Below are 26,171 nucleotides of genomic sequence, written 5' to 3'. Positions count from 1 at the left end.
AGATACACATTCAATTAACAATAAAGCGGGGTAGTTGTAACACAACCCCGCTTTATTCTGTTTTTTTAAAATTGAGACTCATCAGGATATGTGCTATGCCCCTCAAAAAAGATGATAATAAAAAACTTTAACAATATATTCTAATACAGAAGAAAAGAATAAACAACCGACATGACTGCAAGTGCCTCATCCATGCCCAAAATCAAGGGCACGTTTTCCACAAAATTAATACAGGAAATCGGAACAGGAACAACCAAGAGAAAGGTAATCCAATCTTTCCTGTATTTTGCTGAAGAAAAGGACAACGGCGAGATCGGCTTGCGCGTGCTCAATGAAAACAATGTCCCTGCAGGCGAAGAGCAGATTATAAGCAAAGAAGAGCTGCTGGAATCATTCACCCCTGAGGTGGAACTTTATATATCTACTGTATTTCCGGCCATTCAGGAACTCAATAGAACGCTCGCAAAAGCAGACCGCCATCGTCAGGAGGGCAACACTTTCACTGCTGAAATGGAATACGGCAAGGCTTTGAACATTGATGAAGAAAACATCCGCGCCAACTTCGGAATCGGCCTCTGTTATCTTGATCGCAATGAAGCAGACAAAGCTACGGACGTGTTCAGCAGGTTGATTGATCTGGATGCAGCATTTGAACAACGCCATAAACATCTTTTTAATGACTTCGGCATATCCCTGCGCAAAAATAAACTGTTTGATGAGGCAGTCAATTTTTATTCCAGAGCAGTGGGACTTACCGATGACGACGAAAATATATATTTCAATATAGCCCGCTGCCTTTACGAGAAAGGTGACCGCAAAGGTGCTATGAAAAACGCTAAAAAATGCCTTGCCATCAATCCAGACTCAGCTCCCGCCATGAAGCTTAAGAAGCACCTGAGCAAAAAAAAATCTCTCTGATTCTAAAATTTACCCCATACCCGGCACCAACGACATGAAGTCCTTCCTAACTTAATATTAAGGAGGACTTTTTTTCCGCCCTCATACCTGAACATACACTACAAACCATTGATATTACTCAACACAAACTTTAGGCACGCGCCTTGCTTAAGTACTGGTGACCGGATTTTTATGCCGGGCCACAGGTTAAACAGGTGCTGGCGGAGTCACTATAAATGCCGCACCGTGTTCAAGGAGTTTACTCATGGGTTTCAGCTCATTATATACAGCTGCTACAGGCGTTAAGTCGCACGGTATGTTGATGCAGCAGATCGGCGCAAACCTCGCCAACGTCAACACCCTTGCTTACAAAAGCGGCGATACATTTCTCGAGACTCTTGCCAGCCAGAACTCGGGCAAGGCCAACTCCGGAATAGTTTCAGGAGGAGCAAATCTGGCCGGACAGATAGGTCTGGGCTCAAGGGTTGCTGCCACCAGAATTAATTTCAAAGAAGGATCTTTTGAATCAAGCTCCTCAAGCACTGATATAGCCATCGGCGGTCAGGGTTTTTTCCGTGTGGCCGCTCCAAGCACAAACACCAGCTACTACACCCGTGCAGGCAACTTCCATTTTGATCAAAACGGACGACTCGTGGACAGCCACAGCAATAGACTGCAAGGATATTCAATAGACCAGGACGGCAATATCGGCTCTACTTCACAGGATATCGTCCTGCCCATGAAAAATGAAACCGATACCTACGGCAACACAATAAGAGTTGTAAAATCCGACCCCAAGGGTACTGACTCAGTAAGCATGCGTACCAACCTTGATTCCGGGGAGCAGGACAACAGCAGCAATGACGAATCTCCTTTCTTCTCCCTGCTTCAGGAATGGGACGGCACCAGCGATACTCCGCTTACTGCTGATAAATTTGCATACAACAGCTCAATACAAATATACGATGACAACGGAAACAAGCATGACCTGATCGTCTATTTTGACAAGGTAGTTAATGATGGCGACAGCTCGGATAAACGCTACTGGGAATATATTGTAACCGTTCCTCCGGGAAGTGACTCCGGTTCTCTGGCCGGATCTTCCGGGGCCGGGCTGCTTATGACCGGTACCCTCACCTTCTCCGGCGACGGCACCCTGCTCGACCAGAGCGCATTCACCCTTGCAGCAGGAGCCACTGACGGCAAAGACCTCAGTAACTGGGAACAGGCACCCCTGAACAGCAATGGACAACCGACTTTCAACGCAACACTCTCCGGAGCGATCGGGAGTGCAAAATCCCAGACCATATCCCTTGATATGGGCATTACTTCCGGTACTGATTCATGGTCCACCTCCGGGCTGACCGCAGCAGATATAGGCAGTAACGCTTCTGCCCTGCCGAGCATGAATGACGGCAAGCTAAACGCCCTTGCCACGACTGATTACTACGGATCATCCTCAACTATCAGCCAGTCGCAGGACGGATTCGGTGAAGGTTACCTCCAGAATGTATCTTTCAATTCCGACGGAATCCTGAGTGCCCTTTTCTCCAACGGAATGACTCAGGACCTTTATCAGGTGAATCTGTACAACTTTAAAAATGAATTCGGGCTGCGCCGCGAGGGTTCAAATTACTTCAGTGCAACTCAGGATTCAGGCGATGCCATTCAAGGTGTAGCCCGAAAAGAAGGGCTCGGATCGGTGGTAAGCAACAGCCTTGAAACTTCAAACGTGGATCTGGCGGAAGAATTTGCCTCGATGATCCTGACCCAGCGAGGATTTCAGGCCAACTCCAAAGGCATTACCACAACTGATTCACTGATAAATACAGCTCTGGGAATCAAAAAATAATCTTTATTTTCACTAAGAACTTTAAAGGCCCTCTCCGCTGCAACCGGAGAGGGCCTTTAAAGTTCTATGAACCTGACTGCTAGCTGAGTTTTTCAGCCAGCATGCGCAGGTGTTTGCGTTCTTCATCAATACATTCTTCAACAAATTTACGCTCAGTGTCAGGAACCATTCTTTTCAACTCGCTAAAGAGAAGGATGGTGTCCTTTTCAAAACGCATAGCCGCACGGACAGCCTGCTCAAAGCTGAAAGCTTCGTCTTTGAAAGCCTCGGTGTAGTCAAAATTGAATACATCGTGGGAGTCCACAAGGGCCATTACATACTGGGTATATTCTTCATAATCGCTTCCCGGGGGAATCTCGATGGAGCCGATACGGTCACGCATATCACGGAAAAAGACCTCATGCCGGGATTCTTCCTCGGCAAAAAATTCGAAAAATTCCTTTGCAGCGGGATCTTTTGCTTCATCTGCGGCCAGCAAATAAAAAGCCTGACCTTTCTGCTCAATGCGCATGGCAAGTTCAGCCACTTCATTAGCACTGAAAAAAGTAACCATTTGTACACCTCATTAATTAAAAACGTCTTATTGAAATCAATTTTTCTTATGATTTATCTTGGACAAATCAGCCGAATCTCTGCAAACAGATGGTCATTAACATTTAATATTAACCAGAGTTGCCAAAAGCGCAACCGCAATAAGTTATATTCTTCAGGATGAACCTTTGCCATTTTTTCAATTCGAGAATATAAAAGATAATAGCTTTGCCCTCTGGAAAATTGCATAATTGCCTTTTAAGATAAAAACTCAGGCTTACGTAAAAATTAAATTTACTATAACCGGAACAGATTCAAATACATTCGCCCAAGGGGAAAAAAATGACTGACGATTTGCACGAAGATGTTGCCCTGCAAAATTTTGTTGAACAATCTCTGGATAAGCTGGATCAGATTGAAAATGAGCTCATACAGATGGAAAAAAGCGCCTCGCCCTCCGCAGCGTCTGTTGCGCAGGTATACGGGATACTGATTTCCCTCAAAGAAAGTGCTTCTCTGCTTGAACTGACCAATATCAGTATGGTCTCGGGCAAAATCGGAAAGGTCCTTGATCAAGTATATAAAAATGAAATCCAGCTCAGCAACGACCTTCTGAATATCATCATAGACTCGTTTGACAAGCTTAACGAGATGGTCAGTAACGCTACCCTCAGCAACGACTACGACATTCGCATTATAACCCTGCCGCTGGAAATGTACTCCAAACCCGGACCAGCGCCTGCAGCAGTAGAAACTGAAACCCAAAATATCCAAGAAACGGTGCCGGACCCCGAACCGGAACCGGACCCTGAACCCATACCCGTTCAGGAACCTGTCACCGAACCGGAAGCCCTCTCTGCAGAAGAAGAGCCGGAACCGGAAATTAAAAATTCCGCACCCCACCCCGTAACACGGCTCACCCCTGCTGCATTCCGTAAGAAATACGGCATTAAAAAAGAGATCGACCTTGCCAGCAATTCCAACCCGCTTGGTGTTTCCAAGGCCGTATCAAACGCCATTGTAAATATGGCCAACAACTGCAGCGCCTTTGAAAACGGCTCCGCAGACAGCCTTAGGTTCGGACTTGCCAAACAGCATGACGTACCGGAAGAATGTGTGCTTCTGGCTGAAGGCGCGGTCGAAATCCTGGATCTGACTCTGCGACTTTCCGCCATACCGGGTGTCGACCACGTGCTCAGTTACGAACACGGACTCCCTGAATACAGCAGTGTTGCCGCCCTTTGCGGAGTTGAACTGCTGCGCCTGCCAAGAGGACGCAACTTCAGCCCTCCGCTGGACAGACTGGTAAAAACCGCCAACAATAATACTGCCGCAATCATTATAACCAACCCAGACATCCCTTCGGGGTACGGTCTTCCGGCAGAAGAACTCGCAACAATGTCAAACCTGCTGCCGGAAAGGACCCTGCTCATAGTTGACGAAAGGTCCGTGGAATTCTCATGGCCGGAAGATGACTACTCCATGGTCAATTTCCTGACAAAAGCACCCAATCTGGTCATCTTGCGCAGCTTCTCCTGGTCCTTCGGATTAAAAGGGGTAAGGCTAGGATATGCACTGATGAACAGTGAACGGGCAGAACAATTCGAGGAATCCAGACTCCCGGCTCCCATCAGCCCGCTGAACATAGGCGCAGGTCTGGCGGCCCTTAACCACAATGAATTTTACTACTCCACCATAGCCCTGATAATAAGAGGACGCGAACGTGTCCATAACGGACTGGAAGAACTGGGCTGCACAGTCTACTCCAGCCAAAGCAATTTCATCATGTTCAGCGCCCCCATTCCGGCAAAGGAACTGCACTCCAAAATGCTGGATCATGGTTTCAAGTTGCGGGAACTGAATAAATTCGGACTTTCGGACCTGCTTACGGTCTCAATCGGCAACAACTCTCGTAACCGCATGTTTCTCGCGGCCATGAAAAACATATTGTAACCATCGGAGGAATAAATGCTGAAAAAAATACTTTTTACCGGACTGCTTCTACTTATGATCTCCGGATGTTCAGGACACCCGACCAGCATGCAGGATGTCAGCTCCTTCTGCCGCTCCCTTTCCACGGAAGAATTCTGCGGAACTCAGGACTCGCTATGCGCGAAATATTCTGAAATCACGCTTGCTCCATACAAATCGGCCAAAGAATGCCGCATGGCGTGCGAAAGTGTACGCATGAAAATTGATCAAAACATGATGCAGGAGGATTGCATGCAGATGATACAGAATGTCGAATCCAAATGTAACGAATTCTGCGATTCCAACTACTCCGACTAATTCGGCTGGACTCCACGCATCTTGCAAGTTGCTATTCTCTGGCGTAATAGCAGACCCAAATACGGGCAGTGCTTCAATAAAGAAGTACTGCCTCTGATTAATTTCAACCCAACTAAAGGATTTCTGCGCCATGCTTAAACGATTTACTGTCGGACAAAAAATATTCTCCAGCTTTATAGTTGTATTTCTTCTTTTCGGGATCGTAAGCTTTGAATCTCTGATGGCGCTGAAGGATTCATCCTCAGGCTTTACCGACTACCGGGACTTCGCCAAAGATTCAAACCTCATTGGGAAGATTCAGGCCGGTATTCTGCAGGGAAGAAATCAGGTCAAAGACTATATCATAACCGGTGAGGACAAATACAGCCGCAAGTACTTTGACAATGCCAAAAAAATATTTCCCCTGCTTGAAAAAGCTGAAAAGGAACTGGCTTCAGAAGGACGGTCCAGACTCATTAAAGAGATAAACACACTGCTCACTGATTACGATGCCAGCTTTGCCGAAGTGGCTAAGGCTCAAAAAGAACGGGACAAACAGGCGTTCACGGTACTGGTACCTGCAGGCGACCTGATGGAACAAAACTTCGAGCGCATTATCAACAATATTGGAAAATCACAGAATAACGCGGCGGCCCTCTATCATTGTGCCAAAGGAGTTCGCCATCTGGTCCTCGGCAGACTGTATACCACTAAATTCATCGATAAAAGTTCAGAGGCACACAAGGAAAGAGCCATAGCGGAAATGAATGAGGTCAACGAAGAACTTGTTCAGCTCAGCTCTCTCTTAAAAAAGAAGAATCTGGAACTGCTCAACGAAATAATAGAAGCAAAGAAAATATACAGCATAGGATTAGGGGAACTCTTTTCCCAGACGGCAACCCGCGACAAACTGCTCAGCTCTGAGTTGGATGCCATGGGTCCCCAATTGGCCACACTCATTGATCAGGCAAAATTATCCGTCATTTCAGATCAGGAAAAGCTCGGTCCCTCCCTGCAGGCCCGTAACGACAATGCCATCCTGAACACCTATATTTTCGGATTAATCGCCTTCACTCTCGGAGTTATTGCTGTCGCAATGGTTGGACGTGATATCACCCGCCCCCTGCGTAAGGTTGTTGATGCCGCATATCGCATTGCCGAAGGAGATATGACTGGAGAGATCAAAGGCACTGACCGTAAGGATGAACTTGGCTCACTGGCCCGAGCATTCAACAAAATGAATGATTCTCTCAAGTTAATGGCCGACACAATGCAAAGAGTTGCTGATTCTGACCTTACCGTACAAGTGAAAGCCCGCTCTGAAAAAGACACCATCGGCAAGGCTCTGGAAGTCATGGTTGAAAACCTTAAAAGTGATAATCAGAGAATTAATGAAGCTGTACGCACACTGTCTTCATCACTGAGCCAGATTTCAGCGGCTTCCGCTGAACTCACAGCCAGTGCCGCGGAAACAGCCAGTGCCGTAGCCGAAACAAATGCCACAGTAGAAGAAGTAAAACAGACTGCCCACCTTTCCAATGAAAAATCGCGTCAGGTGGCTGACGTGGCCCGTAAGGCCGTATCCACTTCCAGACAGGGCCAAAAAGCTGCGGAAGACGCTTCTTCAGGCATGAAAGATATCCGTACCCAGATGGACACGATTGCCCAGTCCATTGTTAAACTCTCAGAACAGTCTCAGCACATCGGCAACATTATTTATGTAGTCAACGATCTGGCTGACCAGTCCAACATTCTGGCTGTAAACGCCTCCATCGAGGCTTCCAAGGCAGGGGAGGAAGGACGCGGATTCACCGTGGTTGCACGTGAGATCAGGAACCTTTCAGACCAGTCCAAACAATCGGTCGCCCAGATTCAGTCCATCCTCGCGGACATTCAGAAAGCCACCAGCTCTGCGGTCATGATTACCGAGCAGGGCGGCAAGGCTGTTGAAACAGGAGCTGCGTTATCTTCACAGACAGGAGAAGCTATCCTCAACCTGAGTACGGTCATCAATCAGTCCGCCCAGTCATCAGCGCAGATTGCTGCTTCCAGTCAGGAACAGCTGGCCGGACTGGATCAGGTGGCAGTAGCGCTGGGTTCCATCAAACAAGCCGGAGAGCAGAACCTTGAAAGCTCCCGTCAGTTGGAAGAGGCTGTAAAAGATCTTGATCAACAGGCACGGTCACTAAAAGATATGATGGACAGGTTCAAACTCTAGCAATTCCACCAGATTCAATCGACTTTAAGCCCCCCGGTAGCATACCTATCGGGGGGCTTCTTTTTTTCGAAACCTGTTGGTTGTATAATCATTCAAAAAATAGCAAACACATAAAATCACCATAACCACTAGTATTTATTGCTATTAATTAACTAAACACTTTCTGTAAACAGTCTGAAATTCAGTACTTCAGGGAAATTTTAAGTTGTGAACATTCTACTCAAGGGTTATTTTTTAGCTTTTACAAGATTTAACCCCCATATTTTTTCGAAATACAAATTTGAATTAGATAAAATAGCATTTTTACATTTTTATACCGAACAATCACTCAATCAACAAAATTAAGCCAAGACAATTTAATTAAGGAAAAAGCATTTATTCTATAATATACTGAATTTTAAAGATATCTACAAAATGAACACTTAATACATATTATACGATACATAAACTCATAATATTAACACACTTCGGTTCAGAAAGACAATATACTGGAATAAATAACTATTTATAAAAATGAATGCTTTTTTGCAAAAATGTCTTTTTAAAAGTTGGGTTTTGCGATAATTTTTTTGAATCCAACAACAAATTCAGAATTTTTTAATGAACATCTCTGGAGGTAAAGAATGAAAAAGGTAATTCTCAGGTCTCTTCTGGCCCTCGTAGTACTCGGGCTGGCCCTGATTGTTGTCAGCGGCTGCTCTAAAAAAGAAGAAAAAATCAAAATCGGTTTCAACATCCCGCTCACCGGTGATATTCCCAAAGTTGGCGAAGCTTCCAAAAACGCAGCGGAAATGCTTCTCGCAGATATCAACGGACAGGGCGGCCTTGAAGTTGGCGGCAAGAAGATTCCCCTGGAATTCTTTTATGAAGATAACGAGTCCAAAGCTGAGTCAGCTGTTAACGCAGCACTCAAACTTATTGAGCAGGACGGCGTAGTAGCTATTGTCGGCCCCAACTCTTCCAAACAGGCTGTTCCTGCAGGCGGAACCTGCAACGACAACCGCACCCCCATGGTTTCCCCCTGGTCCACCAACCCGGACACCACCAAAAACCGTCCTTGGGTTTTCCGCGCAGCTTTCCTCGATCCTTTTCAGGGCCCTGTTGCTGTGAACTTCGCCACCAAGCAGTTCAAAGCCAAGACCGCTGCTGTTCTTTTTGATATTTCCAACGACTACTCCAAAGGCCTTGCTGAAATCTTCAAAGACGTATTTGAAAATAAAAACGGCGCAGAAGCAGTAGTTGCCTTTGAATCACACGGCACCAAGGATCAGGACTTTTCCGCACAGCTGACCAAAATCATCAACTCCAACCCGGACTTCATCTTTGTTCCCGATAACTACAATCAGGTAGCACTGATTGTTAAACAGGCCCGTGATCTCGGCTACAAAGGCCCCTTCATGGGTTCTGATGCATGGGGTTCTGCTGAGCTGATGAAGCTTTGCGGTGATGACTGCAAAGGCCAGTTCTTCTCCACCCACTACGCAGCAGCAGGTGCCAAGGGTGCAACCAAGGAATTCATCGACCGCTACGAAGCAAAATACGGTGAAACCCCTGACGATGTTGCTGCTCTCACATGGGACGCAACCCGCCTCGTACTGCAGGCTATTCAGGATGCCGGTTCCTACAATTCAGACCTGAAAGCTGAACGTAAGTCCATCCGCGATTCCCTGAGCAACATCAAGGAATTCGCAGGTATTACCGGTTCCATGAAATTCGACAGCCAGGGTGACCCCATCAAATGCGCTGTTGTTGTTCGTATCGACGAAAACGGTAACTTCGTATTTGCTGAATCCGTCTGCCCCTAGTTCATTGCAATAACGTCAGACGGCGGAACGTATATTCCGCCGTCTGATTATTTTATTGGAACCGCCCTTCAGAATTTTTGCTTTGAAAGGTCCGTAAGAAACAGAGCCCTGCACGGGGTTTAAAATACACAGAGGAAAGACCGACAGTGGATATCCTCATCCAGAATTTGCTCAACGCCCTGCAATGGGGCAGCTTTTATGCACTTATTGCACTTGGTTACACCCTTGTTTACGGTGTGCTGCTCCTGATCAACTTCGCTCATGGCGATATTTTCATGGTCGGAGCCTATATTGCATTTTTCGTAGCTACCGCCCTTCTCGGCTTTTTGGACTTTGCCCCCTGGATGGTGCTGGCATTGACAGTACCGCTGACCATGATCCTCACTGCCGGGGTAGGGGTAACTCTCGAACGAATTGCCTACCGCCCTCTGCGCAGAAAAGGCGCGCATAGGCTTTACGTGGTTATCACAGCCCTGATGTGCGGCCTGATTTTGGAAAACGGCAACCTCGCCCTGCTGGGTGCAAGTCGTAAAAAATTTCCTGAACTGCTCGACAAGGTGGTTTATACTTTTGGCAATGTCTCCGTTACCAACCTCAAAATAATTGTTATTTTTGCGGCCATTGCGGTTTTCCTGCTTCTGCAGTTCATTGTTACCAAGACCAAAATCGGCATGGCCATGCGCGGAATTTCCTACGACAAATTCGCTATCCCGCTCATGGGTATCCCCATCGACAACGTTATTGTTTTCACCTTTATACTGGGTTCCGGCATGGCCGGGCTGGCAGGGATGCTCTTTGCCATGTCCTACCCCATCCTTGAGCCTTACATGGGAGCTCTCATCGGCTGGAAAGCATTCATTGCGGCTGTTGTGGGCGGAATCGGAGATATCCGAGGGGCATTCATCGGCGGTTTCCTGCTCGGATTTATCGAGGTCGGAGTTGTTGCCTTATTCCCCTCCACTTTCAGGGACCTGTTCGCCTTTTCCATCCTGCTGGTCATCCTGTGGATAAAGCCGACCGGAATATTCGGCGTTGCCAAGACAACCAAGATTTAAGGCGGAATCGACATAATGCAGAAGTACTCTTTCAATATCGGAATATGGGCTATGGCCGCCATTGTTGTGGCCCTCTCCCAGTTCGGCGCGCTGGATCTCTACATCCAATCGGTAATCATGTTCATAGGCATCAACATAATCCTTTCTGCCAGCCTGAACGTGGTCAACGGTTATATGGGTGAATTTTCCTGCGGACATGCCGGATTCATGTGTATCGGGGCTTATGTATCATCTATCCTGAGTGTAATGTTTTTCGCTCAGGACAAGATTTTCGGCGCCCCCATCCTGCCACCTGAATTGGCTCCGCTGGGTTTTCCCATCATTGTAATAATATCCGGACTGATCTCAGCTGTTGCCGGACTGATCGTTGCTATCCCCTCCTTTAAAACAAGGGGCGACTATCTGGCTATCATCACCATTGCAGCCAACTACATGGTTATTTCAGCCATTGAAAATATGGATGCAGTAGGCGGTCCGCGCGGCTTCATGGGCATGAAACGCGTGGTGAACGCCATGGAAGACGTGATCGACATCCCGTGGATGATGATTTGGGTAGTCATCGGAACCTTTGCCAGCATCTGGATGATCCGCCGCTTCGTATCCTCCACCTATGGCAAAGGCATCATGTCCATCTGTCAGGATGAAGTTGCAGCCGAAATCATGAGCGTGAACACCAACAAAATGAAAATGGCCGCTTTCATGCTTTCATCCGGACTTGCCGGGGTAGCGGGCGCGCTGTTCGCCCATGTACTGGGCTACGTCAACCCGCAATCCTTCAACATCATGAAGTCCACCGAATGTCTGGTCATGGTTTACCTTGGAGGTATGGGATCACTGGGCGGTTCAGTCCTTTCAGCCATATTCTTCACCGTAATGCTGGAACTGCTGCGCTTCATCATCCCGGCACTTGATACCGGCATGCATTTCCTGCACCTGCTCCCGGACACCTATCATCTCAGTCAGGTCTGGAAATGGGTACTCATCCCGCTGACCCTGATCCTGCTCATGCAGTTCAGGCCCGAAGGAATCATGGGCAACAAGGAACTGCCCGACCTGTTCCCGCGGCTTAAGAAATTCTACAAGTTCAAGTAGCTCAACACCGCGAGAAAAGGAGAAAAAATGTCACTCTTAAATATAGACGGACTCACGCAAAGATTCGGTGGTCTGCAGGCCGTATCCGATTTCAATATCGAGCTTGAAGAAGGATCCCTCACCGGGCTTATCGGCCCTAACGGTGCAGGAAAAACCACCATCTTCAACCTCATATCCGGATTTTACCAGCCCACAGAGGGCACCATCACCTTAAACGGACACCCCACACGGGGCCTCAAACCGCATCAGGTTACCGCACTGGGCGTAGCCCGCACATTCCAGAACATCCGGCTCTGGCATGATATGACCGTGATGGACAACATCCGCATTGCCCAGCATTACCGCATGGGATACGGATTTTTCGATGCTGTCATGCGCTCGAAAAACTACTATCTCAGGGAAAAGGAAATCGACCGTATCTCCACAGAACTGCTCGAGTTCATGGACCTGAGACAATACGCAGAAGAACTGCCCACCAACCTGCCCTACGGCCTGCAGCGGCGCGTTGAAATTGCACGGGCCATGTCCATTCAGCCCAAACTGCTGCTCCTCGACGAACCTGCGGCAGGCCTCAACTCCTCGGATGTTGAAGGGCTCATCAAGCTTATCAAATGGATTCATGATGAATTCGACATCACCATCCTCATGATCGAGCACCAGATGAAAGTGGTCATGACCCTCTGCAAGTGGATTAAATGCATTGATTTCGGCGCCACAATTGCCGAAGGAACACCTGAAGATATTCAGTCCAGCGAGACTGTTATCAAAGCTTATCTGGGAGATGATTCAATCTGATGACTACTCTACTTGAAATCAAAGATCTCCGCGTAAAATACGGTAACATCGAGGCACTGCACGGAATCTCGTTCAACGTTAACGAAGGCGAGATTGTCACCCTTATCGGAGCCAACGGTGCCGGTAAGACAACCACCCTGCTTTCCATCAGCCGCCTTCCGCCGCCGGAAGCACCGAAGGTTATCTCGGGGGACATCTGCTGGAAAAATGAGTCCATACTCGATATGCCTCCGCACAAGGTAATTTCAGACCTGCATCTGGCGCTTGTTCCCGAGGGCAGACACATTTTCGGCAACCTTACCGTTGAAGAAAACCTCAAACTGGCAACCTATGCCCGCAAAGACTCAATCAAAAATGTCCACAGCGACTATGATCGTGTATTCGACCTGTTCCCGCGCCTTGCCGAACGCCGCAAGCAGCGCAGTGAATCCCTCTCCGGTGGAGAACAGCAGATGCTGGCCGTGGGACGTGCCATCATGTCCAAATGTAATTTCATCATGCTTGATGAACCGTCCATGGGGCTGGCACCACTGCTGATGTACGATATGTTCCGCACCCTCAAGGCTCTTAACGAACAGGGGTTGTCCATCCTGCTTATCGAGCAGAACGCAAACCTCGCGCTCAAGTTCGCCCATCGCGGCTACGTGCTCGATACCGGAGAAATAGTGGCTCAAGGCTCCTCCGCCCAGCTAATGGACGATCCTGAAGTGAAAAAGGCTTACTTGGGCGGATAAAGATGCCTCCGGAGGACCCTTCGGGGACCAAAGAACTTTTTTGAAAAAAGGTTCTCTGGACTCTCCAATGAACTTTTACCGAGGCTTCGCCGCTTTGTTTCATAAGACGATACTATAAAGAAGGGCTGGTTTGACTTTTAGTCAAACCAGCCCTTTCGGTTTTTATACTAGCAGTTGGTTTATTTCACACGCCCTTTGGCCGTGGCGTGTTCGATGTTTATTTTGATCACCCGCGTCTTATCCATATCATTATCAATATACTTCTCGCCTGCGGGAATGTGATCCGGGGAAAGCCTGTGCACTAAAGCCAGCAAAGCTTCTTTTTTCTCATCCCCGGAGACCTCCTCGGCTTTGCCGAAAGCAATGACCGACCTGAACTTGGTACTGAATTTTGAAGGCATGAGTTCAGTATCAACGTACACACAGAACGAAACCCTGGGGTTAAACGAAATATTATCCAGCTTGTGTCCGCTCAATGCACAATGAAAATAAACCGCACCATTGTGGTAAACATAATTAAGCGGAGTGGCGTATGGATAGCCGTCCTCACCGACAGTTGCCAGCACCCCTTCTTCACCGGACTGGAGAATCTCTTCCACAGAGCCCTGAGGCAATATCTTTTTGGTATTCTGAATTTCTCTGAACATATTGTTTCCCCGATTGTTACTTATACCTTGATAATTACTTCAGAACGCTTTTAACATAAAGGGACAATTTCCATGTTTTTCATAATCACAGCCAGATAAGTATCTGCTAATTCCGGGACAATGCCTTAACGGCTACGACCTCCCACACGCACAAACTCTCCGGGAGGTCCCAGACGGATGTCATAAACTACCGCGACCCCACGCAGAGTCAAAGTACTGCAGAACCCTGCAGCCATTGCAACTTCCGGCTGCACATGCAGCTTCATCATACCCACGTTTACAAATGCACCGGCTAGTGCGGCCACTGCATACAGTTCGCCGCAAAGAATCATTGGCCGGTTCCCGGTCAACACATCACGGATAACCCCGCCGCCGACCGCAGTCATTACCCCCATGAATACGGCAATGGTCCAAGGCACACCGGCCTGCAAAGCCACGGTACTGCCGGTAACGGCAAAGGCGCTCAGACCGAGAGCATCAAACCATGATGTGGCCTTGTAACGGTCTTTAATTTCCAGACGGCAAAAATAGGTAAAAACTGTAGCCATGATACATAAATAAAGCTCTACGGGCTCTCGGGTCCACCAGACGGGCCGGTCCAGCAGCACATCACGCAAAGAACCTCCACCAAGTCCGGTAATGGTACCAATAAGCACATAACCGACAATATCCATCCTACGCCTGCCCGCAGCCAGAGCTCCACTGACCGCAAAAACAATATCCCCGAAAAACATGAATCCGTGGATAGCGGACTGAACCATTTCTCCGTTTAAAACACTCATTTCCGGCCTCAAAAGCAGCACTGCCGCATATATTTATAAAGTTTTATATTTTAAGATACGCAAAATTTGAGCCTGAGATAATTTCAGAATCATAAGTTGTAAAGATTATTTTTTATGATTTAGTATTTTTTAATGCATTTTTTAAAAAGACACGCAAATTAAAAACTTTCTACACCACTGCTCAAGCTTGCCTGCCTTGGATTCAATTGGTAGAAGTATTCGCTTTTTTGAAACAAATTTTATTTTATCGAGATAAAAAATGACATCATCAAGAGAATCTACAGCATATTTGACTGTATCATGTAAGGACAGACCCGGAATAGTTTCCGCTGTTTCCGGCTTTCTGTTTTCTAAAAATGCCAACATCATCCATTCCGACCAGCACTCAAGCGATCCCGTTGGCGGTCGTTTTTTCCTCAGAATGAAATTTCATATGAACGGAATTGAAACAGGGCTCGACGAATTCAGGGAAGAATTTGCAACGCAAGTAGCTGATAAATTTGATATGGAGTGGCATGTCAATCCGGCATGGATCAAAAAGAAAACCGCCATCCTCGTTTCAAAATTCGACCACGCACTCATGGACCTGCTCTGGCGTGCCAAGCGGGACGAGCTGCACACAGAAATAACCATGGTCATCAGCAACCATGATGATTTGCGTAAGGCGGTTGAATCATTCGATGTAACTTTTCACCACGTCCCGGTGGAAAAAGGGAAAAAAGAGGAATCAGAAAACAAAATCCTTGAACTGCTGGAAGGCAATGCCGATCTGGTCATCCTCGCCCGCTACATGCAGATCCTGACCCCCAAACTGATTGATGCCTACCCTAATCGTATCATCAACATCCACCACTCCTTCCTGCCCGCATTTGTGGGAGCCGATCCATACCGCAGAGCCGGAGAACGCGGCGTCAAACTCATAGGAGCAACCGCCCACTACGTCACTGAAGAACTGGACCAGGGACCAATCATTGAGCAGGATGTCATCCGCGTATCACACCGTCACGATTATGAAGAACTCAAGATTCTTGGCCGCGACATTGAACGTCAGGTACTGAGCAGGGCCGTAAAATGGCATCTCACTGAAAGAGTGCTTGTGGACGGCAATAAGACAGTTGTTTTCATTTAATAAATTTAAAACAAAGCAAAACAAAAAAGCTCTCCCGGAAATTTCCGGGAGAGCTTTTTTTTGTAAATTTCAAAATTAACGACAAACTGCCGTGAACGCAGCAAGGCCATGATAAAATTTTTGAATTATTACTTGGCGGGAGCTGATAATTTCTTGGCTATCTGCTCATCGCTCTGCTCTCCAATACCGAAACGCATGAACAGATCATTGAGCTTGCCGCGGATGTCCTTGGTGGCCTTGGCAACTGCCTGCAAACTGATGAAGACCAGAAATTCGACCTTGAAATCACCCTTTTCAAACAGCTTAAGTATTGCAGTAGCAAGATCTTTTTCAAGGGCCAGCAACTGCATTTCCTTAATCAGCTCCTGAGGGGTGTTGTGTTTAAAGATCAACCAGTTTTCATTTGCTGAATCCTTTAGCCACAGACGGGCCATACGGATACGGGTCATACCGATCTCATGCAGGGCCTGCACAGTTTTTGCGGAAGCACGCCTGCGCTTGAGCACCCGCAATTGCATTTTGCTTTCCTCTCCCTGCATTTTTTGCTTCAGCAAAGCGGAAAACTTCACTTCGGTAAGGTAAAAAAACAGCTTATCGAGAGCCTCTACCCCGAACCTGCGCAGATAAACTGTCAGGACCTTTTCATCTCGCTGGGTAAATGTTTTCAGCCCAAGCAGGAATTCACGAACAACAATATCAAGGGTAAGGCTGACACCGACAGCACAGGCTCCGATCTGATCCTGAGCAAATTGCAGATTGCGAGCCAGTTCAGCTTCTTTTTCAGCACTGTCAGCGGAATAGGCTGTTTCGCGCATGGCATTCATGGCAGCGTCATAATCCTGCCTGAACTTGGCAGTGGCAGGATCAATACAGACAATCCTGGCTATACGATTAACCACATCATTGGCAACCGGATCATCATCATGGACCAGCACCCCGCTTTCCAGCAGGCTATTATATGTCATCTTCAGAACTTGAGCGGATTCTTCATCCGCCCCGACCTGCTCAAATGCACTCTGGATACGGGTTTTATCAATAGCCGGAGGTTCTGATGCAAAACGCCCGGTAACATCGTCAAAAGGAAATCGCAGAATAATATAATTCTTATCCCGGGTCAGGGTATACCTTTCCTTGGATATGATTTCGGTCAGGGAAGACTCCACTTCCCCAGTAATGAACTGCTCGATCAAGGCCTGCCAGAAATTTTTGTCCAGCTCATACTGCTCCAACAGGGCATTGAATTTTTTTAGGGCAGGCTCCCCCAGATGACGCAGGGTAACTTCTTCAAAGTTATCGGAAATAAGGCAGGAAGCGTATACAACACCCTGCACAGTTTTAATCAGCAGGGTTTCCGCATTAATCAGCCGGGAACGGATACTCTCCAGCGAATCTTTGTCCTTACCGTCTCTCAACCTGTTGTACCGGCCGACCATAAGGATAAATTCACTTAATATTTTTTTGATGTATTCATGGGCAGGAAGATCTATGGAGCGATGGCACAACAAAGCGATAATCCCGCTCTGCTGTTTTTCCAGCAAAGGGAATTCATTGATACGGTTGTTATTGTATTTGATGAATTCAAGGAAAACCTCTCGCTCAAGCACCTCGCGCAGGGTGCTGCGTTCCTTGAGGCGGTTCAGAACCTTCAAATAAAAATCAATCCGCTTATCTTTATCAGGAACCTGTGCGCCGTCCCGGGACACTTCACTCATGAATTCTCCATCAGAAATTTCTAAATTATTTGCATAAAAATGTCCCAATTCAACCACAATAGTCAAGAAGTTTACAACTATAAGCCGTAATATCTCCCCAGCACTCCGAGCAGAACAGTGAAAAATAGAAAACACACCCTGCAGGACAAAAAGAACTAGCTGAAAACAATGGTGCTTTTCTTGCTTGTTTTATGTAATGCATTAAAATATTGACATTGCCAGGATTTCAGGATTTTACAGGAACAACTCCCGGTTAAAATCCTATAAAAGCTCACCAGGGGACTTTACACCATATGATCACTTGCAACAAATGCGGTCAAAAAAACAATGACACGGCAAAAGCCTGCTCCAAATGTGGATACAAACTGCAATCAGGGCATAAAAGGCTGGAAAACATTGCTGCTGCTCAGGAACGCAAAAACATGTTCCATCTGAAACTGGAAAAAGAGCGTCGCTTCGCCAAACATGGTGAAGCATGGGTTTACGCCCTTTTCCTGCTGGGAGCTGTTATTTTTTTTACCTACAATCAGATATACTGGCCCCTCTACGCACTAACTCCGGTTATTGCTCTTCTGGCTTGGTTTCGGAAGATTTAGACGTTTTGTTCTGCAGCTCCTTCAAGGCGTTTTCCTGATCCTCCTTGAGCAGATCAGGAATGGAACGCTGCCAGAATTCAGCCTCCTTGTCGGCCTTCAGTTCTTTCTTCGATTTCGGAAAACAGCATTTGATCACCGAGCGCTTGGTACAGGAAGCAGGAAAATATTCGATTATCCCACACTCGCTTTCATCTATATAATATTTGACGCTGCGTCTGAACTTCTTATTGCGGGAAAGAATAGTTATTTCCCCGTCTTCAATCTTGCAGAAAAAATCCGTATATTTGGCCCCGTAAAAAGTGGTGTAAATATAGATATCACCCTGCTTGGAGCCTACATAGCTGTATTCGTGAGGGTCTTTGCACTGGGACCGGGCAAGGGCATTTCTGGTCAGGCACATAGCCCTTTCCTCTTCCATACTCCGTGCGTGAGCCGGAGCAGGCATATGGCAGAGAACCAACAGTATAATGATTGACATTAAAGTTCGCATAAAACCTCGCTCAAAAGGTAACATTGTCGGATACAAAACTTTTCGGTCGAAACAAAAATCTGCTTTAGCCTGCAAGATAAATTGCAGGCAGTCAGAATAATTTTATTTTCAGTGGGAAACATCTTTCCAAAACAGACCCTGACATGCTAAAAGAACTGATCATTTTGTGCAACCGCACAACCTTCCTTACTTTTTCCCATACATTGTCAAAAACTGACTTTCTGAACTCAGAACATTTTTTTTTCTAAACTTTGTTTAGAAAAAGTCCTGTTTTTTCGTACTCTTTTAAGGTTATGAACCTGTGGAAAACTTTTTTAATTTCTTATTAATTTTAGATAATCACGAATATCTTCCAAATATGACCACGTTACAACAAATTTTCAATCACCCCCCTGTACAAAACTCATCCTCTGAGTTAGTATTTTTTTCGTACTTGACGCAGCCCACGATTTACGGGGCTTGAGACTCAAGCTAAGACAAAACACTTTCAAAAAAACACATAATCCAACAAACAAATATCATGAACGAACTCTCTTCTGGATGGAATCATCTTCGCGGTATTGAGCCGCTCAGTCTGTGCGACTGGCCCGGCCGTACCAGCTGCGTATTTTTTCTCGGCGGTTGTAACCTTAACTGTCCTACCTGTCATAATTTCGACATGGCGTGGAACATGGAGCGACTGCCCCTTCTATCCAAAGAAGATATGAGATCTTTCCTAAGGAACCGCGCAAAATGGCTTGACGGGGTCACAATTACTGGTGGCGAGCCTACAACGGTACCTAATCTGGGAGAAATACTCTATGAAATCAAGAAGATATCCAAGCTTCCCATCAAACTGGACAGCAACGGGATGCTTCCTGAAATTCTGGAAGATATTCTCCAACAGGGACTGGCGGACATGTTCGCCATTGACGTTAAAGGACCGTATGAGAAGTATCCTGCCCTGAGCGGGCAGGCCGTTACCGCTGAAGCTGCACAGAAAAACCTTGATAGAATTTTCAAGCTTGCTGAAGCCAACCCCAAAGCCTTTTATTTTCGTCTGACCAAGGTACCTATCCTTACAGATGAAGATGTCGAAACCGCCAAAGGATACCTTCCGGATGGCTTTGACCTGACCATCCAGAACTACATTCCTCCAAGGAGAGATCATGCCCTCGCAGATAATGAAGAGAGACGGTCGGCTGGAAACATGGTCGACTGACCGTATTGCACAGGCGATTTTCAAAGCACTCAGCGCCAGCGGAATCAAAGACCCTCTAATGGCCAAGCGTATGGCCAGAAAAGTGGAGAATAAGCTTGAAGGAGTCGATATTCCTGAACAGGAACATGTTCAGAATATGGTCGAAGAAGTGCTTATGGATTCCCGCCTGCACTCGGTTGCCAAAAAATTCATTCTCTACCGCGACAGCCGCCGCAGACTGAGGAACCATAAAGACGCCTATCTTGACATCAAAGAAACCATTGACGAGTATCTGGAAAAGAGTGACTGGCGTGTAGCAGAAAACGCTAACATGACCCACTCTTTTCAAGGACTCATGCTTCATCTCTCCGGCACTGTTCAGGCCCGCTACGCCCTTGAAAAATACCCTGAAGAAATCAGGCAGGCCCACGAGCACGGATATTTCCACATCCATGATCTTTCCTACGGACTGGCCGGCTACTGCGCCGGATGGTCCCTGCGCGACCTGCTGCTCGAAGGCTTTAACCTTGAAGGACGTTCCTGCGCCGGTCCGGCAAGACATTTTGACGCAGTTCTCGGCCAGATGGTTAACTTTCTCGGCACCCTGCAGAATGAATGGGCAGGTGCACAGGCATTCAACAATGTTGACACCTACCTCGCCCCATTCATCCGTCACGACGGCCTAAGCTATGAAGAAGTACGTCAGGCCATGCAGAAATTCGTATTCAACCTGAACACAACCTCCAGATGGGGAGGCCAAAGCCCGTTCACAAACCTTTCATTCGACCTTGTTCCGCCAAAACACATTGCCAGAGAAGCAGTCATAATCGGCGGTGAGCTTCAGGACACAACCTACGGCGAATACGCTGAGGAAATGGAGATGATCAACCGCTCCTTCCTTGAAGTCATGGTCAATGGGGACCAGCATAACCGTATATTCTCCTTCCCCATTCCCACTTATAACGTAACCGAGGACTTTCCGTGGGACTCCCAGATAGGCCGAACCCTACTCGACTTAACAGCCAAATACGGCGTTCCCTACTTCCAGAATTTTATCAACTCCGACTTGAACCCTGAAGACGTGCGTTCCATGTGCTGCCGTCTTCAAATGGACCTGCGCGAGCTGCGCAACAAGGTCGGCGGACTGTTCGGAGCTGGTGACCTGACCGGATCCATCGGTGTAGTCACCCTCAACCTGCCCAAACTTGCTTATCTGGCACAGGGTGAAGAGGATTTTCTTGATCTCATCGAAGAATACGCCATTCAGGCCAAAAATTCCCTTGAGTTCAAACGCAAGCTGATCCAGACAAACCTTGATAACGGTATGTTTCCATGGTCCCGCCGTTACCTTAAAAACGGTTACAAAGGACATTTCTCCACAATCGGATTGCTGGGCGGCCACGAGGCCTGCCTGAATCTGCTGGGTAAAGGCATAGATACACCTTCCGGAGTGCGGCTCATGACCAGAGTGCTCAATCACCTGCGTGACCTGACAGCGCAATTTCAGGAAGAGACAGGCAGCCTTTACAATCTGGAAGCCACTCCTGCTGAAGGCACCAGCTACCGTCTGGCTAAAATTGATAAAGCCCTTTATGCAGATATCCGGACTTCCGGTAACGGTACCCCCTACTACACCAACTCCACCACCCTGCCGGTAGGCGTTTCCGACGATGTGGTCCTTGCTCTCTCGCATCAGAACAAGCTGCAGCCCCTGTATACCGGAGGCTCTGTATTCCACACCTTCCTAGGAGAATCCACAGCTGACATCGATGCTCTGAAAAGCTTCATAATTAAAGCCTTTCGCAATACCAAAATACCTTATCTCTCCATTACCCCGACCTTCTCCATATGCAAAGAACACGGCTACATACGTGGCGAGCATCATACTTGCCCGGACTGCGGAGCAGAATCCGAAGTCTACACCCGTATCGTGGGGTACTACCGCCCGGTCAAACAGTGGAACGCAGGTAAGAAAGCTGAATACAAAGACAGGCAGGTCTACAACACTTTCTGCTGCTAACCGCCGGTAAAACAACAAAATTCAAGGGAGGTCTTCCATAAGGCCTTCCTTTTCTGTTTCAAGCCGTAAACACAACTTTACGTTCATTTTCGTTGCCAATAAAAATACATTGCTTTATGATTAAGTATGAAAATGAGATTATTTAATTAAATTTCATGCTCAAACACGCAAGACGAAATGATACGGAGAATATATGCGAATTCTGGTTGTAGATGATGAGCAGATGGTCAGAGAAAACCTCGTTGACTACCTTGAAGACGAAGGTCTGGATGTTATTTCAGTAGGAAGTGCGGAAGAAGCTCTGACCCTGATGAAAACCGAAAAAGCCGACATCGCTATTGTAGATATGAGGCTTCCGGTAATGCACGGCAACGACCTCATCATCCACCTTAAAGAACTGCACCCGGACATGGACTTTATCATCCATACCGGATCAGTCGATTACGCTGTTCCTCCGGATGTCCGGGCCTATGGAATTTCGTCTGACAATGTTTTGCTAAAGCCGGTTGCGGATATGGATATGTTCATCCAGAAGATAAGGTCTCTGTTCGGAACGAAATACAATATTTAGCAGAACAATTTCAAAAACAGATTGTTGCCGCCGCATTCTTTTAAGAATTCGGCGGTTTTATTTTGTCCCGCGCACCTTGCGATAGAGCAGCACCGCTCCCATATGCTCGGTAGCAAAACGATCCGTATGCCCAGCCAACGTCTCAGTGGAGCCAAGCATAAGAAACCCTTTATCCGGAAGCATATCATGAATCCGGTGAACAATATCCACCTTTGTGGCATCATCAAAATAAATAAGAACGTTGCGGCACATTACAAAATCAAACTGTCCCAAGGGACGGAATGAATTGAGCAGATTAAATTTTTTAAAGGAAACTAAAGACTTAACAGGGGGAGAGACCTTCCATCTTCCTTCACTTTTTTCAAAATATTTATCATATCCGGCAGGCAATCCCCGAGACTTTTCATGATTGGTAAAAAGTCCCTCCTGAGCCCGTTCAATAACAGCTCCGGAAATATCAGTCGCCAGGATTGAAAAATCGGAAGGACGAATTTTCACACCCGGCAAACTCCGCACCCATTCATGGATAAGCATGGAAAGGGAATACGGCTCCTGCCCTGTAGAAGAAGCAGCACACCATATTCTTATCTTAGCCCCGGCCTTCCTGTTCTTTAAAAGCTCGGGAAGAATCTTATTCCTTATAGATACAAACGGGTGATTATCGCGGAAAAAACTTGTCTCGTGAGTGCTTATGGCTGAGATTGCATCTTCCTTGAACTGCACGTCCCCCGAAAGAAGCAATTGGTAGAAATCACGCCATGAACGGCAGTTCCGGGCTTGATACAGGGGTTTAAAACGGTGCTCAATTAAATATCCCTTGCCCTCGGATATGGTCAGCCCGCACATGCGGTAAATCTGCTTACGCAACAGATCAAAATTGTCTTTGTCCAGCTTCACGAATTCCCCGCTCACAATACTCCCTTAGTCATCCTCAAATTGTTCATGTGTTCTGCTCATCAGGGCTATCTCATTGGCCCACTGCATGGCTGCAAGATGATTGCGGGCCACGGAAAGAGGCGTAAGCTGGAGATCAATTATCAAATCACAAAGAGCTTTCCAGTCAGCCTGCTCCAGGCATTTCACAATATCCAGATAAACTGCAACACTGCTCGTTTCATCAGTCAAAGCCTTAACAAGTTCCTTTTCCACTGGAAGCTCCGACATAAGTTCCAGCATAGGCCTGCCCAGAAAAACATCCAGCAGGGAAAAAAGGCCGAGCATAAACATTGATTCAGATGAAAGCGGACAAAATTTCAAGTCAAGTGAAACAAGTTCCAGAAACTTGGCTCTTTTAATGGATAAAAAAGCAAGTTCATTTCCTGCCGGACCGGAACTCATATCTGAAAGCAGAATAACACGAAGCCACCCGGCCAGCTTTCTGTAGCCTATCAAAGTGATGGCCTGCTGAATGGAATTTATTTTGTTAGGAAGTCCGAAAGTGGGCGAATTCATGAATTTAAGCAGCCGGTAGCTGACTGAAACATCTGAATTAATGGCCTGAGTAAGGTCATCAACATCAAAATCATGACTACTGATTGAGCCCAACAAGCGCATCCGGTTGATGTTGTTAGTGGACATTTTTTTGCCGGGGATAATTTCCGGACGGCTAAAGAAAAAGCCCTGAAAAAGTTCAAATCCCAATTCACGGCAGAGGTTAAACATCTCGTTATCTTCAACCTTCTCCGCAAGAAGCTTAACACCCATCTGCTTAAGCTTCTCCGCAACATCAACAAGCTTCGCCCTATCAAGTTCAAGGCAGTCCACTTTAACAATATCAGCCAGTTCAATGAAAGGCTCTAAACCTTCCTGCCCGATATAATCGTCCAGAGCCAATGTATATCCCCTGTCCTTCAACTCCTGCAGAACTTCCAGAACATCGGGTTCAGGTTGGACGTGCTCCAGAATCTCCACCACGCAAACTTCAGGAGGAAGGAAATCAGCAGCTCCTTCCAACAGCATGTTGCGGGGAAAATTAACCAGCAAAAGCTGGCCTTCCTCAATATCTTCCTGAATCAACCCGAAGCCGTCAGCAATGACCTGAGAAGTGGCCTCATCCTCATTACCCACGTCAGCGGCATTGCTTCCGCCTGAATTTCGAAAAAGAAGTTCATAGCCCCAGACACTCTTCTCTGTATTAAAGACCGGTTGTCTAGCTACAAAAAAAGAATCCAGAAACATTTCAGAGCTTTTGCCCATAAATCCCCGCCCCCGAAAGAGTATAAATACAGTTACAGCAGTGAGGACGAAGATACCCCAGCAAGGAGTTAATATCAATAAACAATGCTGGAAAAGGACGGCCTTAAGGCATCATCGGGGCAAGAGAAAGACCTTTGGTCTCATCAAAGCCAAGCATGAGGTTGGCATTGGCAACGGCCTGCCCGGAAGCTCCACGACAGAGATTGTCGATAGCAGCAATGATAATCAGCCGCCCGGTCCGATCATCCGGTACTACAGCCACATCACAAAACATGGTTCCACGTACCCAGCGAGTTTCCGGCAATTGACCTTCGGGCAGAAAACGAATCATCTTTTCATTTCCATATGCTTCTTCATAAGCGGCACGAACATCTGCTTTGGTAACGCCCGGTTTGAGCTTTGTGTAGATGGTGGAAAGTATGCCACGGTCAATGGGCAGAAGGTGGGTATTGAAAGAAACAGTCATATCCCGGCCTGCAGCAACAGAAAGCTCCTGCTCTATCTCCGGAGTGTGGCGATGGGTGGTCAGACCGTAAGCGCGGAAGGAATCCGCTACTTCGCAGAAAAGAGTTCCCACAGCAGCTTTACGCCCTGCCCCGCTGGTTCCGGACTTGGAATCAATCACAATATCGGAAGTCTCTACCAGCCCGGCACGCAAGGCCGGAGTCAGCCCGACAATTACGGAGGTGGGATAGCAGCCGGGGTTGGCAACCAGCTTGGCACCCTTAACCTGATCGCGGTAGAATTCCGGCAGACCGTAAACAGCCTCGGGCAATAAATCTTCGCGGGTATGGTCTACCTTATACCATTCTTCATAGGTTTCGCGGTCACGAATCCTGAAGTCGGCACTAAGGTCGACTACCTTGATGTCTCTATCGTAAAGCTGTCCGCCGATATTCATGGCGGTTTTATGGGGCACTGCCAGAAAAACCAGATCACAGGATTCTGCCAGATCATCAACATCCGGGGCGGCTATTTCCAGACCGCCCAGTTCCATACCATTAAGAAAAGGATATATATCTGCCAGCTTCTTCCCTGCTTCCGCTCGAGATGTAACGCGGACAAGCTTCATACCGTCATGATTGCTCAGGATACGGGCAAGCTCCATTCCGGTATATCCGGTCACTCCGACAAGTCCTACAGGTACAGCACACATAATCATCCATCCTTAAAAATAAATATTGGTAAATGACGGGCGTAAAAAAACAGCCCGGAAAAATCCGAAAACGTAGGGAAATAAAAACAGAAAAAAGACCGGCTACTTCTTAGTCTTCTTGACGTATTTCATACGCAGATTGTAAAGCAGTTCGCAAAGCAGGCGCTCTTCATCTTTGGTCATACCGTTCTTGATCTTATCTTCAATAACAGCAAGGACATCAATAGACTGCTTGGCAAGTACCGGTGAAAATTCGATCTTTCCGGTAGAAGGGTCAGCAACTTCCCCAAGGTGAACCATAGCTGAAGAACTCATGGACATGACAAATGTAGAAAAATTAACCTCGGGAATAGGCATAGCCTTGGCATATTCGCTACCGCACCCGCACTTCTTATCATCAGACATAACTTAACTCCTTAAATAATCTGCCGGAGTTTAAAAATAT

24 protein-coding genes are annotated in these 26,171 nt (G+C 47.0%); 15 read left to right on the top strand and 9 right to left on the bottom strand.

Features of this window, described 5'->3' with window-relative positions; all coding sequences use genetic code 11:
- Nucleotides 1-192 precede the first annotated feature (192 nt).
- Both ACKU41_RS17050 and ACKU41_RS17045 read left to right on the top strand, forming a co-directional pair.
- Entirely contained in the window at nt 193-918 is a 726-nt protein-coding gene (locus ACKU41_RS17050; RefSeq protein WP_319778741.1) for a tetratricopeptide repeat protein, read from the top strand.
- A gap of 244 nt (nt 919-1,162) precedes the next feature.
- A complete protein-coding gene (locus tag ACKU41_RS17045) occupies nt 1,163-2,749 on the top strand; it encodes a flagellar hook-basal body complex protein (RefSeq protein ID WP_321402466.1) in 1,587 nt (528 codons plus the stop codon).
- A gap of 79 nt (nt 2,750-2,828) precedes the next feature.
- On the opposite strand, the gene ACKU41_RS17040 is transcribed toward ACKU41_RS17045, so the two are convergent.
- On the bottom strand, nt 2,829-3,302 hold the full coding sequence (locus ACKU41_RS17040; protein WP_319778738.1) for a ferritin family protein: 474 nt from the start codon (nt 3,300-3,302) through the stop codon (nt 2,829-2,831).
- 320 nt (nt 3,303-3,622) lie between these two features.
- Between ACKU41_RS17040 and ACKU41_RS17035 the strand changes: the two genes are divergently transcribed.
- From ACKU41_RS17035 to ACKU41_RS17000, 8 genes are all read left to right on the top strand, one after another.
- Entirely contained in the window at nt 3,623-5,233 is a 1,611-nt protein-coding gene (locus ACKU41_RS17035; RefSeq protein WP_321402464.1) for an aminotransferase class I/II-fold pyridoxal phosphate-dependent enzyme, read from the top strand.
- Between the two features lie 15 nt (nt 5,234-5,248).
- Nucleotides 5,249-5,569 carry a hypothetical protein gene (locus tag ACKU41_RS17030; protein ID WP_321402462.1) on the top strand — a complete coding sequence of 107 codons (321 nt, stop codon included), beginning with the start codon at nt 5,249-5,251 and terminating at the stop codon, nt 5,567-5,569.
- 130 nt (nt 5,570-5,699) lie between these two features.
- Nucleotides 5,700-7,766, top strand: a complete 2,067-nt coding sequence (locus ACKU41_RS17025) for a methyl-accepting chemotaxis protein (protein WP_321402460.1) — start codon at nt 5,700-5,702, stop codon at nt 7,764-7,766.
- Between the two features lie 623 nt (nt 7,767-8,389).
- Entirely contained in the window at nt 8,390-9,571 is a 1,182-nt protein-coding gene (locus tag ACKU41_RS17020) for an ABC transporter substrate-binding protein (protein ID WP_319778734.1), read from the top strand.
- 146 nt (nt 9,572-9,717) lie between these two features.
- Nucleotides 9,718-10,626: a branched-chain amino acid ABC transporter permease gene (locus ACKU41_RS17015; protein WP_319778733.1), complete on the top strand. Its 909-nt coding sequence runs from the start codon at nt 9,718-9,720 to the stop codon at nt 10,624-10,626.
- Nucleotides 10,627-10,641: 15 nt separating this feature from the next.
- Entirely contained in the window at nt 10,642-11,718 is a 1,077-nt protein-coding gene (locus tag ACKU41_RS17010; protein WP_319778732.1) for a branched-chain amino acid ABC transporter permease, read from the top strand.
- A gap of 27 nt (nt 11,719-11,745) precedes the next feature.
- Nucleotides 11,746-12,513: an ABC transporter ATP-binding protein gene (locus ACKU41_RS17005; RefSeq protein WP_319778731.1), complete on the top strand. Its 768-nt coding sequence runs from the start codon at nt 11,746-11,748 to the stop codon at nt 12,511-12,513.
- Complete coding sequence (locus tag ACKU41_RS17000) at nt 12,513-13,247, top strand: ABC transporter ATP-binding protein (RefSeq protein WP_319778730.1); 735 nt, start codon at nt 12,513-12,515, stop codon at nt 13,245-13,247. The genes ACKU41_RS17005 and ACKU41_RS17000 overlap by 1 nt, the downstream gene beginning before the upstream one ends.
- A 179-nt stretch (nt 13,248-13,426) precedes the next feature.
- Here the strand turns inward: ACKU41_RS17000 and ACKU41_RS16995 are convergent, their stop codons facing one another.
- On the bottom strand, nt 13,427-13,894 hold the full coding sequence (locus ACKU41_RS16995) for a pyridoxamine 5'-phosphate oxidase family protein (protein ID WP_319778729.1): 468 nt from the start codon (nt 13,892-13,894) through the stop codon (nt 13,427-13,429).
- A 125-nt stretch (nt 13,895-14,019) separates the two neighbouring features.
- Nucleotides 14,020-14,676: a trimeric intracellular cation channel family protein gene (locus tag ACKU41_RS16990; RefSeq protein ID WP_319778728.1), complete on the bottom strand. Its 657-nt coding sequence runs from the start codon at nt 14,674-14,676 to the stop codon at nt 14,020-14,022.
- Nucleotides 14,677-14,935: 259 nt separating this feature from the next.
- On the opposite strand from ACKU41_RS16990, the gene purU reads away from it, so the two are divergent.
- On the top strand, nt 14,936-15,805 hold the full coding sequence (gene purU, locus ACKU41_RS16985; protein ID WP_319778727.1) for a formyltetrahydrofolate deformylase: 870 nt from the start codon (nt 14,936-14,938) through the stop codon (nt 15,803-15,805).
- Between the two features lie 128 nt (nt 15,806-15,933).
- On the opposite strand, the gene ACKU41_RS16980 is transcribed toward purU, so the two are convergent.
- The gene (locus ACKU41_RS16980; RefSeq protein WP_319778726.1) at nt 15,934-17,517 is read right to left on the bottom strand and encodes a hypothetical protein; all 1,584 of its coding nucleotides are present in this window, start codon (nt 17,515-17,517) and stop codon (nt 15,934-15,936) included.
- 293 nt (nt 17,518-17,810) lie between these two features.
- Between ACKU41_RS16980 and ACKU41_RS16975 the strand changes: the two genes are divergently transcribed.
- Entirely contained in the window at nt 17,811-18,113 is a 303-nt protein-coding gene (locus ACKU41_RS16975; RefSeq protein ID WP_319778725.1) for a zinc-ribbon domain-containing protein, read from the top strand.
- Here the strand turns inward: ACKU41_RS16975 and ACKU41_RS16970 are convergent.
- On the bottom strand, nt 18,079-18,591 hold the full coding sequence (locus ACKU41_RS16970) for a hypothetical protein (protein ID WP_319778724.1): 513 nt from the start codon (nt 18,589-18,591) through the stop codon (nt 18,079-18,081). The genes ACKU41_RS16975 and ACKU41_RS16970 overlap by 35 nt on opposite strands.
- 532 nt (nt 18,592-19,123) lie before the next feature.
- Here ACKU41_RS16970 and ACKU41_RS16965 point away from each other — a divergent pair.
- The 3 genes from ACKU41_RS16965 (at nt 19,124) to ACKU41_RS16955 (ending at nt 22,374) form a co-directional block, all read left to right on the top strand.
- The gene (locus ACKU41_RS16965; RefSeq protein WP_321402453.1) at nt 19,124-19,804 is read left to right on the top strand and encodes an anaerobic ribonucleoside-triphosphate reductase activating protein; all 681 of its coding nucleotides are present in this window, start codon (nt 19,124-19,126) and stop codon (nt 19,802-19,804) included.
- Complete coding sequence (locus ACKU41_RS16960; protein ID WP_321402451.1) at nt 19,752-21,803, top strand: ribonucleoside triphosphate reductase; 2,052 nt, start codon at nt 19,752-19,754, stop codon at nt 21,801-21,803. The genes ACKU41_RS16965 and ACKU41_RS16960 overlap by 53 nt, the downstream gene beginning before the upstream one ends.
- Nucleotides 21,804-21,996: 193 nt before the next feature.
- The gene (locus ACKU41_RS16955; RefSeq protein WP_321402449.1) at nt 21,997-22,374 is read left to right on the top strand and encodes a response regulator; all 378 of its coding nucleotides are present in this window, start codon (nt 21,997-21,999) and stop codon (nt 22,372-22,374) included.
- A 57-nt stretch (nt 22,375-22,431) separates the two neighbouring features.
- Here the strand turns inward: ACKU41_RS16955 and ACKU41_RS16950 are convergent, their stop codons facing one another.
- The 4 genes from ACKU41_RS16950 to ACKU41_RS16935 all read right to left on the bottom strand — a co-directional run bounded on the left by ACKU41_RS16950 (nt 22,432) and on the right by ACKU41_RS16935 (nt 26,131).
- Nucleotides 22,432-23,286 carry a protein-glutamate O-methyltransferase CheR gene (locus ACKU41_RS16950; RefSeq protein WP_321402446.1) on the bottom strand — a complete coding sequence of 285 codons (855 nt, stop codon included), beginning with the start codon at nt 23,284-23,286 and terminating at the stop codon, nt 22,432-22,434.
- 9 nt (nt 23,287-23,295) lie between these two features.
- On the bottom strand, nt 23,296-24,570 hold the full coding sequence (locus ACKU41_RS16945) for an HDOD domain-containing protein (RefSeq protein WP_321402444.1): 1,275 nt from the start codon (nt 24,568-24,570) through the stop codon (nt 23,296-23,298).
- A 103-nt stretch (nt 24,571-24,673) separates the two neighbouring features.
- Complete coding sequence (gene argC, locus ACKU41_RS16940) at nt 24,674-25,726, bottom strand: N-acetyl-gamma-glutamyl-phosphate reductase (protein ID WP_321402442.1); 1,053 nt, start codon at nt 25,724-25,726, stop codon at nt 24,674-24,676.
- Between the two features lie 102 nt (nt 25,727-25,828).
- A complete protein-coding gene (locus ACKU41_RS16935; protein WP_319778717.1) occupies nt 25,829-26,131 on the bottom strand; it encodes a DUF1844 domain-containing protein in 303 nt (100 codons plus the stop codon).
- Nucleotides 26,132-26,171: the final 40 nt, after the last annotated feature.

This window comes from Maridesulfovibrio sp. (assembly GCF_963678865.1).
Classification (GTDB): domain Bacteria; phylum Desulfobacterota; class Desulfovibrionia; order Desulfovibrionales; family Desulfovibrionaceae; genus Maridesulfovibrio.
This window is presented reverse-complemented; position numbering and strand designations above follow the sequence as displayed.

Excerpts from the sequence above, each read along its gene's own strand:
- ACKU41_RS17050 (WP_319778741.1), top strand. The coding sequence starts at position 193 with ATGCCCAAAATCAAGGGCACGTTTTCCACAAAATTAATACAGGAAATC.
- ACKU41_RS17045 (WP_321402466.1), top strand. The coding sequence starts at position 1,163 with ATGGGTTTCAGCTCATTATATACAGCTGCTACAGGCGTTAAGTCGCAC.
- ACKU41_RS17040 (WP_319778738.1), bottom strand. The coding sequence starts at position 3,302 with ATGGTTACTTTTTTCAGTGCTAATGAAGTGGCTGAACTTGCCATGCGC.
- ACKU41_RS17035 (WP_321402464.1), top strand. The coding sequence starts at position 3,623 with ATGACTGACGATTTGCACGAAGATGTTGCCCTGCAAAATTTTGTTGAA.
- ACKU41_RS17030 (WP_321402462.1), top strand. The coding sequence starts at position 5,249 with ATGCTGAAAAAAATACTTTTTACCGGACTGCTTCTACTTATGATCTCC.
- ACKU41_RS17025 (WP_321402460.1), top strand. The coding sequence starts at position 5,700 with ATGCTTAAACGATTTACTGTCGGACAAAAAATATTCTCCAGCTTTATA.
- ACKU41_RS17020 (WP_319778734.1), top strand. The coding sequence starts at position 8,390 with ATGAAAAAGGTAATTCTCAGGTCTCTTCTGGCCCTCGTAGTACTCGGG.
- ACKU41_RS17010 (WP_319778732.1), top strand. The coding sequence starts at position 10,642 with ATGCAGAAGTACTCTTTCAATATCGGAATATGGGCTATGGCCGCCATT.
- ACKU41_RS17005 (WP_319778731.1), top strand. The coding sequence starts at position 11,746 with ATGTCACTCTTAAATATAGACGGACTCACGCAAAGATTCGGTGGTCTG.
- ACKU41_RS17000 (WP_319778730.1), top strand. The coding sequence starts at position 12,513 with ATGACTACTCTACTTGAAATCAAAGATCTCCGCGTAAAATACGGTAAC.
- ACKU41_RS16995 (WP_319778729.1), bottom strand. The coding sequence starts at position 13,894 with ATGTTCAGAGAAATTCAGAATACCAAAAAGATATTGCCTCAGGGCTCT.
- ACKU41_RS16990 (WP_319778728.1), bottom strand. The coding sequence starts at position 14,676 with ATGAGTGTTTTAAACGGAGAAATGGTTCAGTCCGCTATCCACGGATTC.
- purU (WP_319778727.1), top strand. The coding sequence starts at position 14,936 with ATGACATCATCAAGAGAATCTACAGCATATTTGACTGTATCATGTAAG.
- ACKU41_RS16980 (WP_319778726.1), bottom strand. The coding sequence starts at position 17,517 with ATGAGTGAAGTGTCCCGGGACGGCGCACAGGTTCCTGATAAAGATAAG.
- ACKU41_RS16975 (WP_319778725.1), top strand. The coding sequence starts at position 17,811 with ATGATCACTTGCAACAAATGCGGTCAAAAAAACAATGACACGGCAAAA.
- ACKU41_RS16970 (WP_319778724.1), bottom strand. The coding sequence starts at position 18,591 with ATGTCAATCATTATACTGTTGGTTCTCTGCCATATGCCTGCTCCGGCT.
- ACKU41_RS16965 (WP_321402453.1), top strand. The coding sequence starts at position 19,124 with ATGAACGAACTCTCTTCTGGATGGAATCATCTTCGCGGTATTGAGCCG.
- ACKU41_RS16960 (WP_321402451.1), top strand. The coding sequence starts at position 19,752 with ATGCCCTCGCAGATAATGAAGAGAGACGGTCGGCTGGAAACATGGTCG.
- ACKU41_RS16955 (WP_321402449.1), top strand. The coding sequence starts at position 21,997 with ATGCGAATTCTGGTTGTAGATGATGAGCAGATGGTCAGAGAAAACCTC.
- ACKU41_RS16945 (WP_321402444.1), bottom strand. The coding sequence starts at position 24,570 with ATGGGCAAAAGCTCTGAAATGTTTCTGGATTCTTTTTTTGTAGCTAGA.
- argC (WP_321402442.1), bottom strand. The coding sequence starts at position 25,726 with ATGTGTGCTGTACCTGTAGGACTTGTCGGAGTGACCGGATATACCGGA.
- ACKU41_RS16935 (WP_319778717.1), bottom strand. The coding sequence starts at position 26,131 with ATGTCTGATGATAAGAAGTGCGGGTGCGGTAGCGAATATGCCAAGGCT.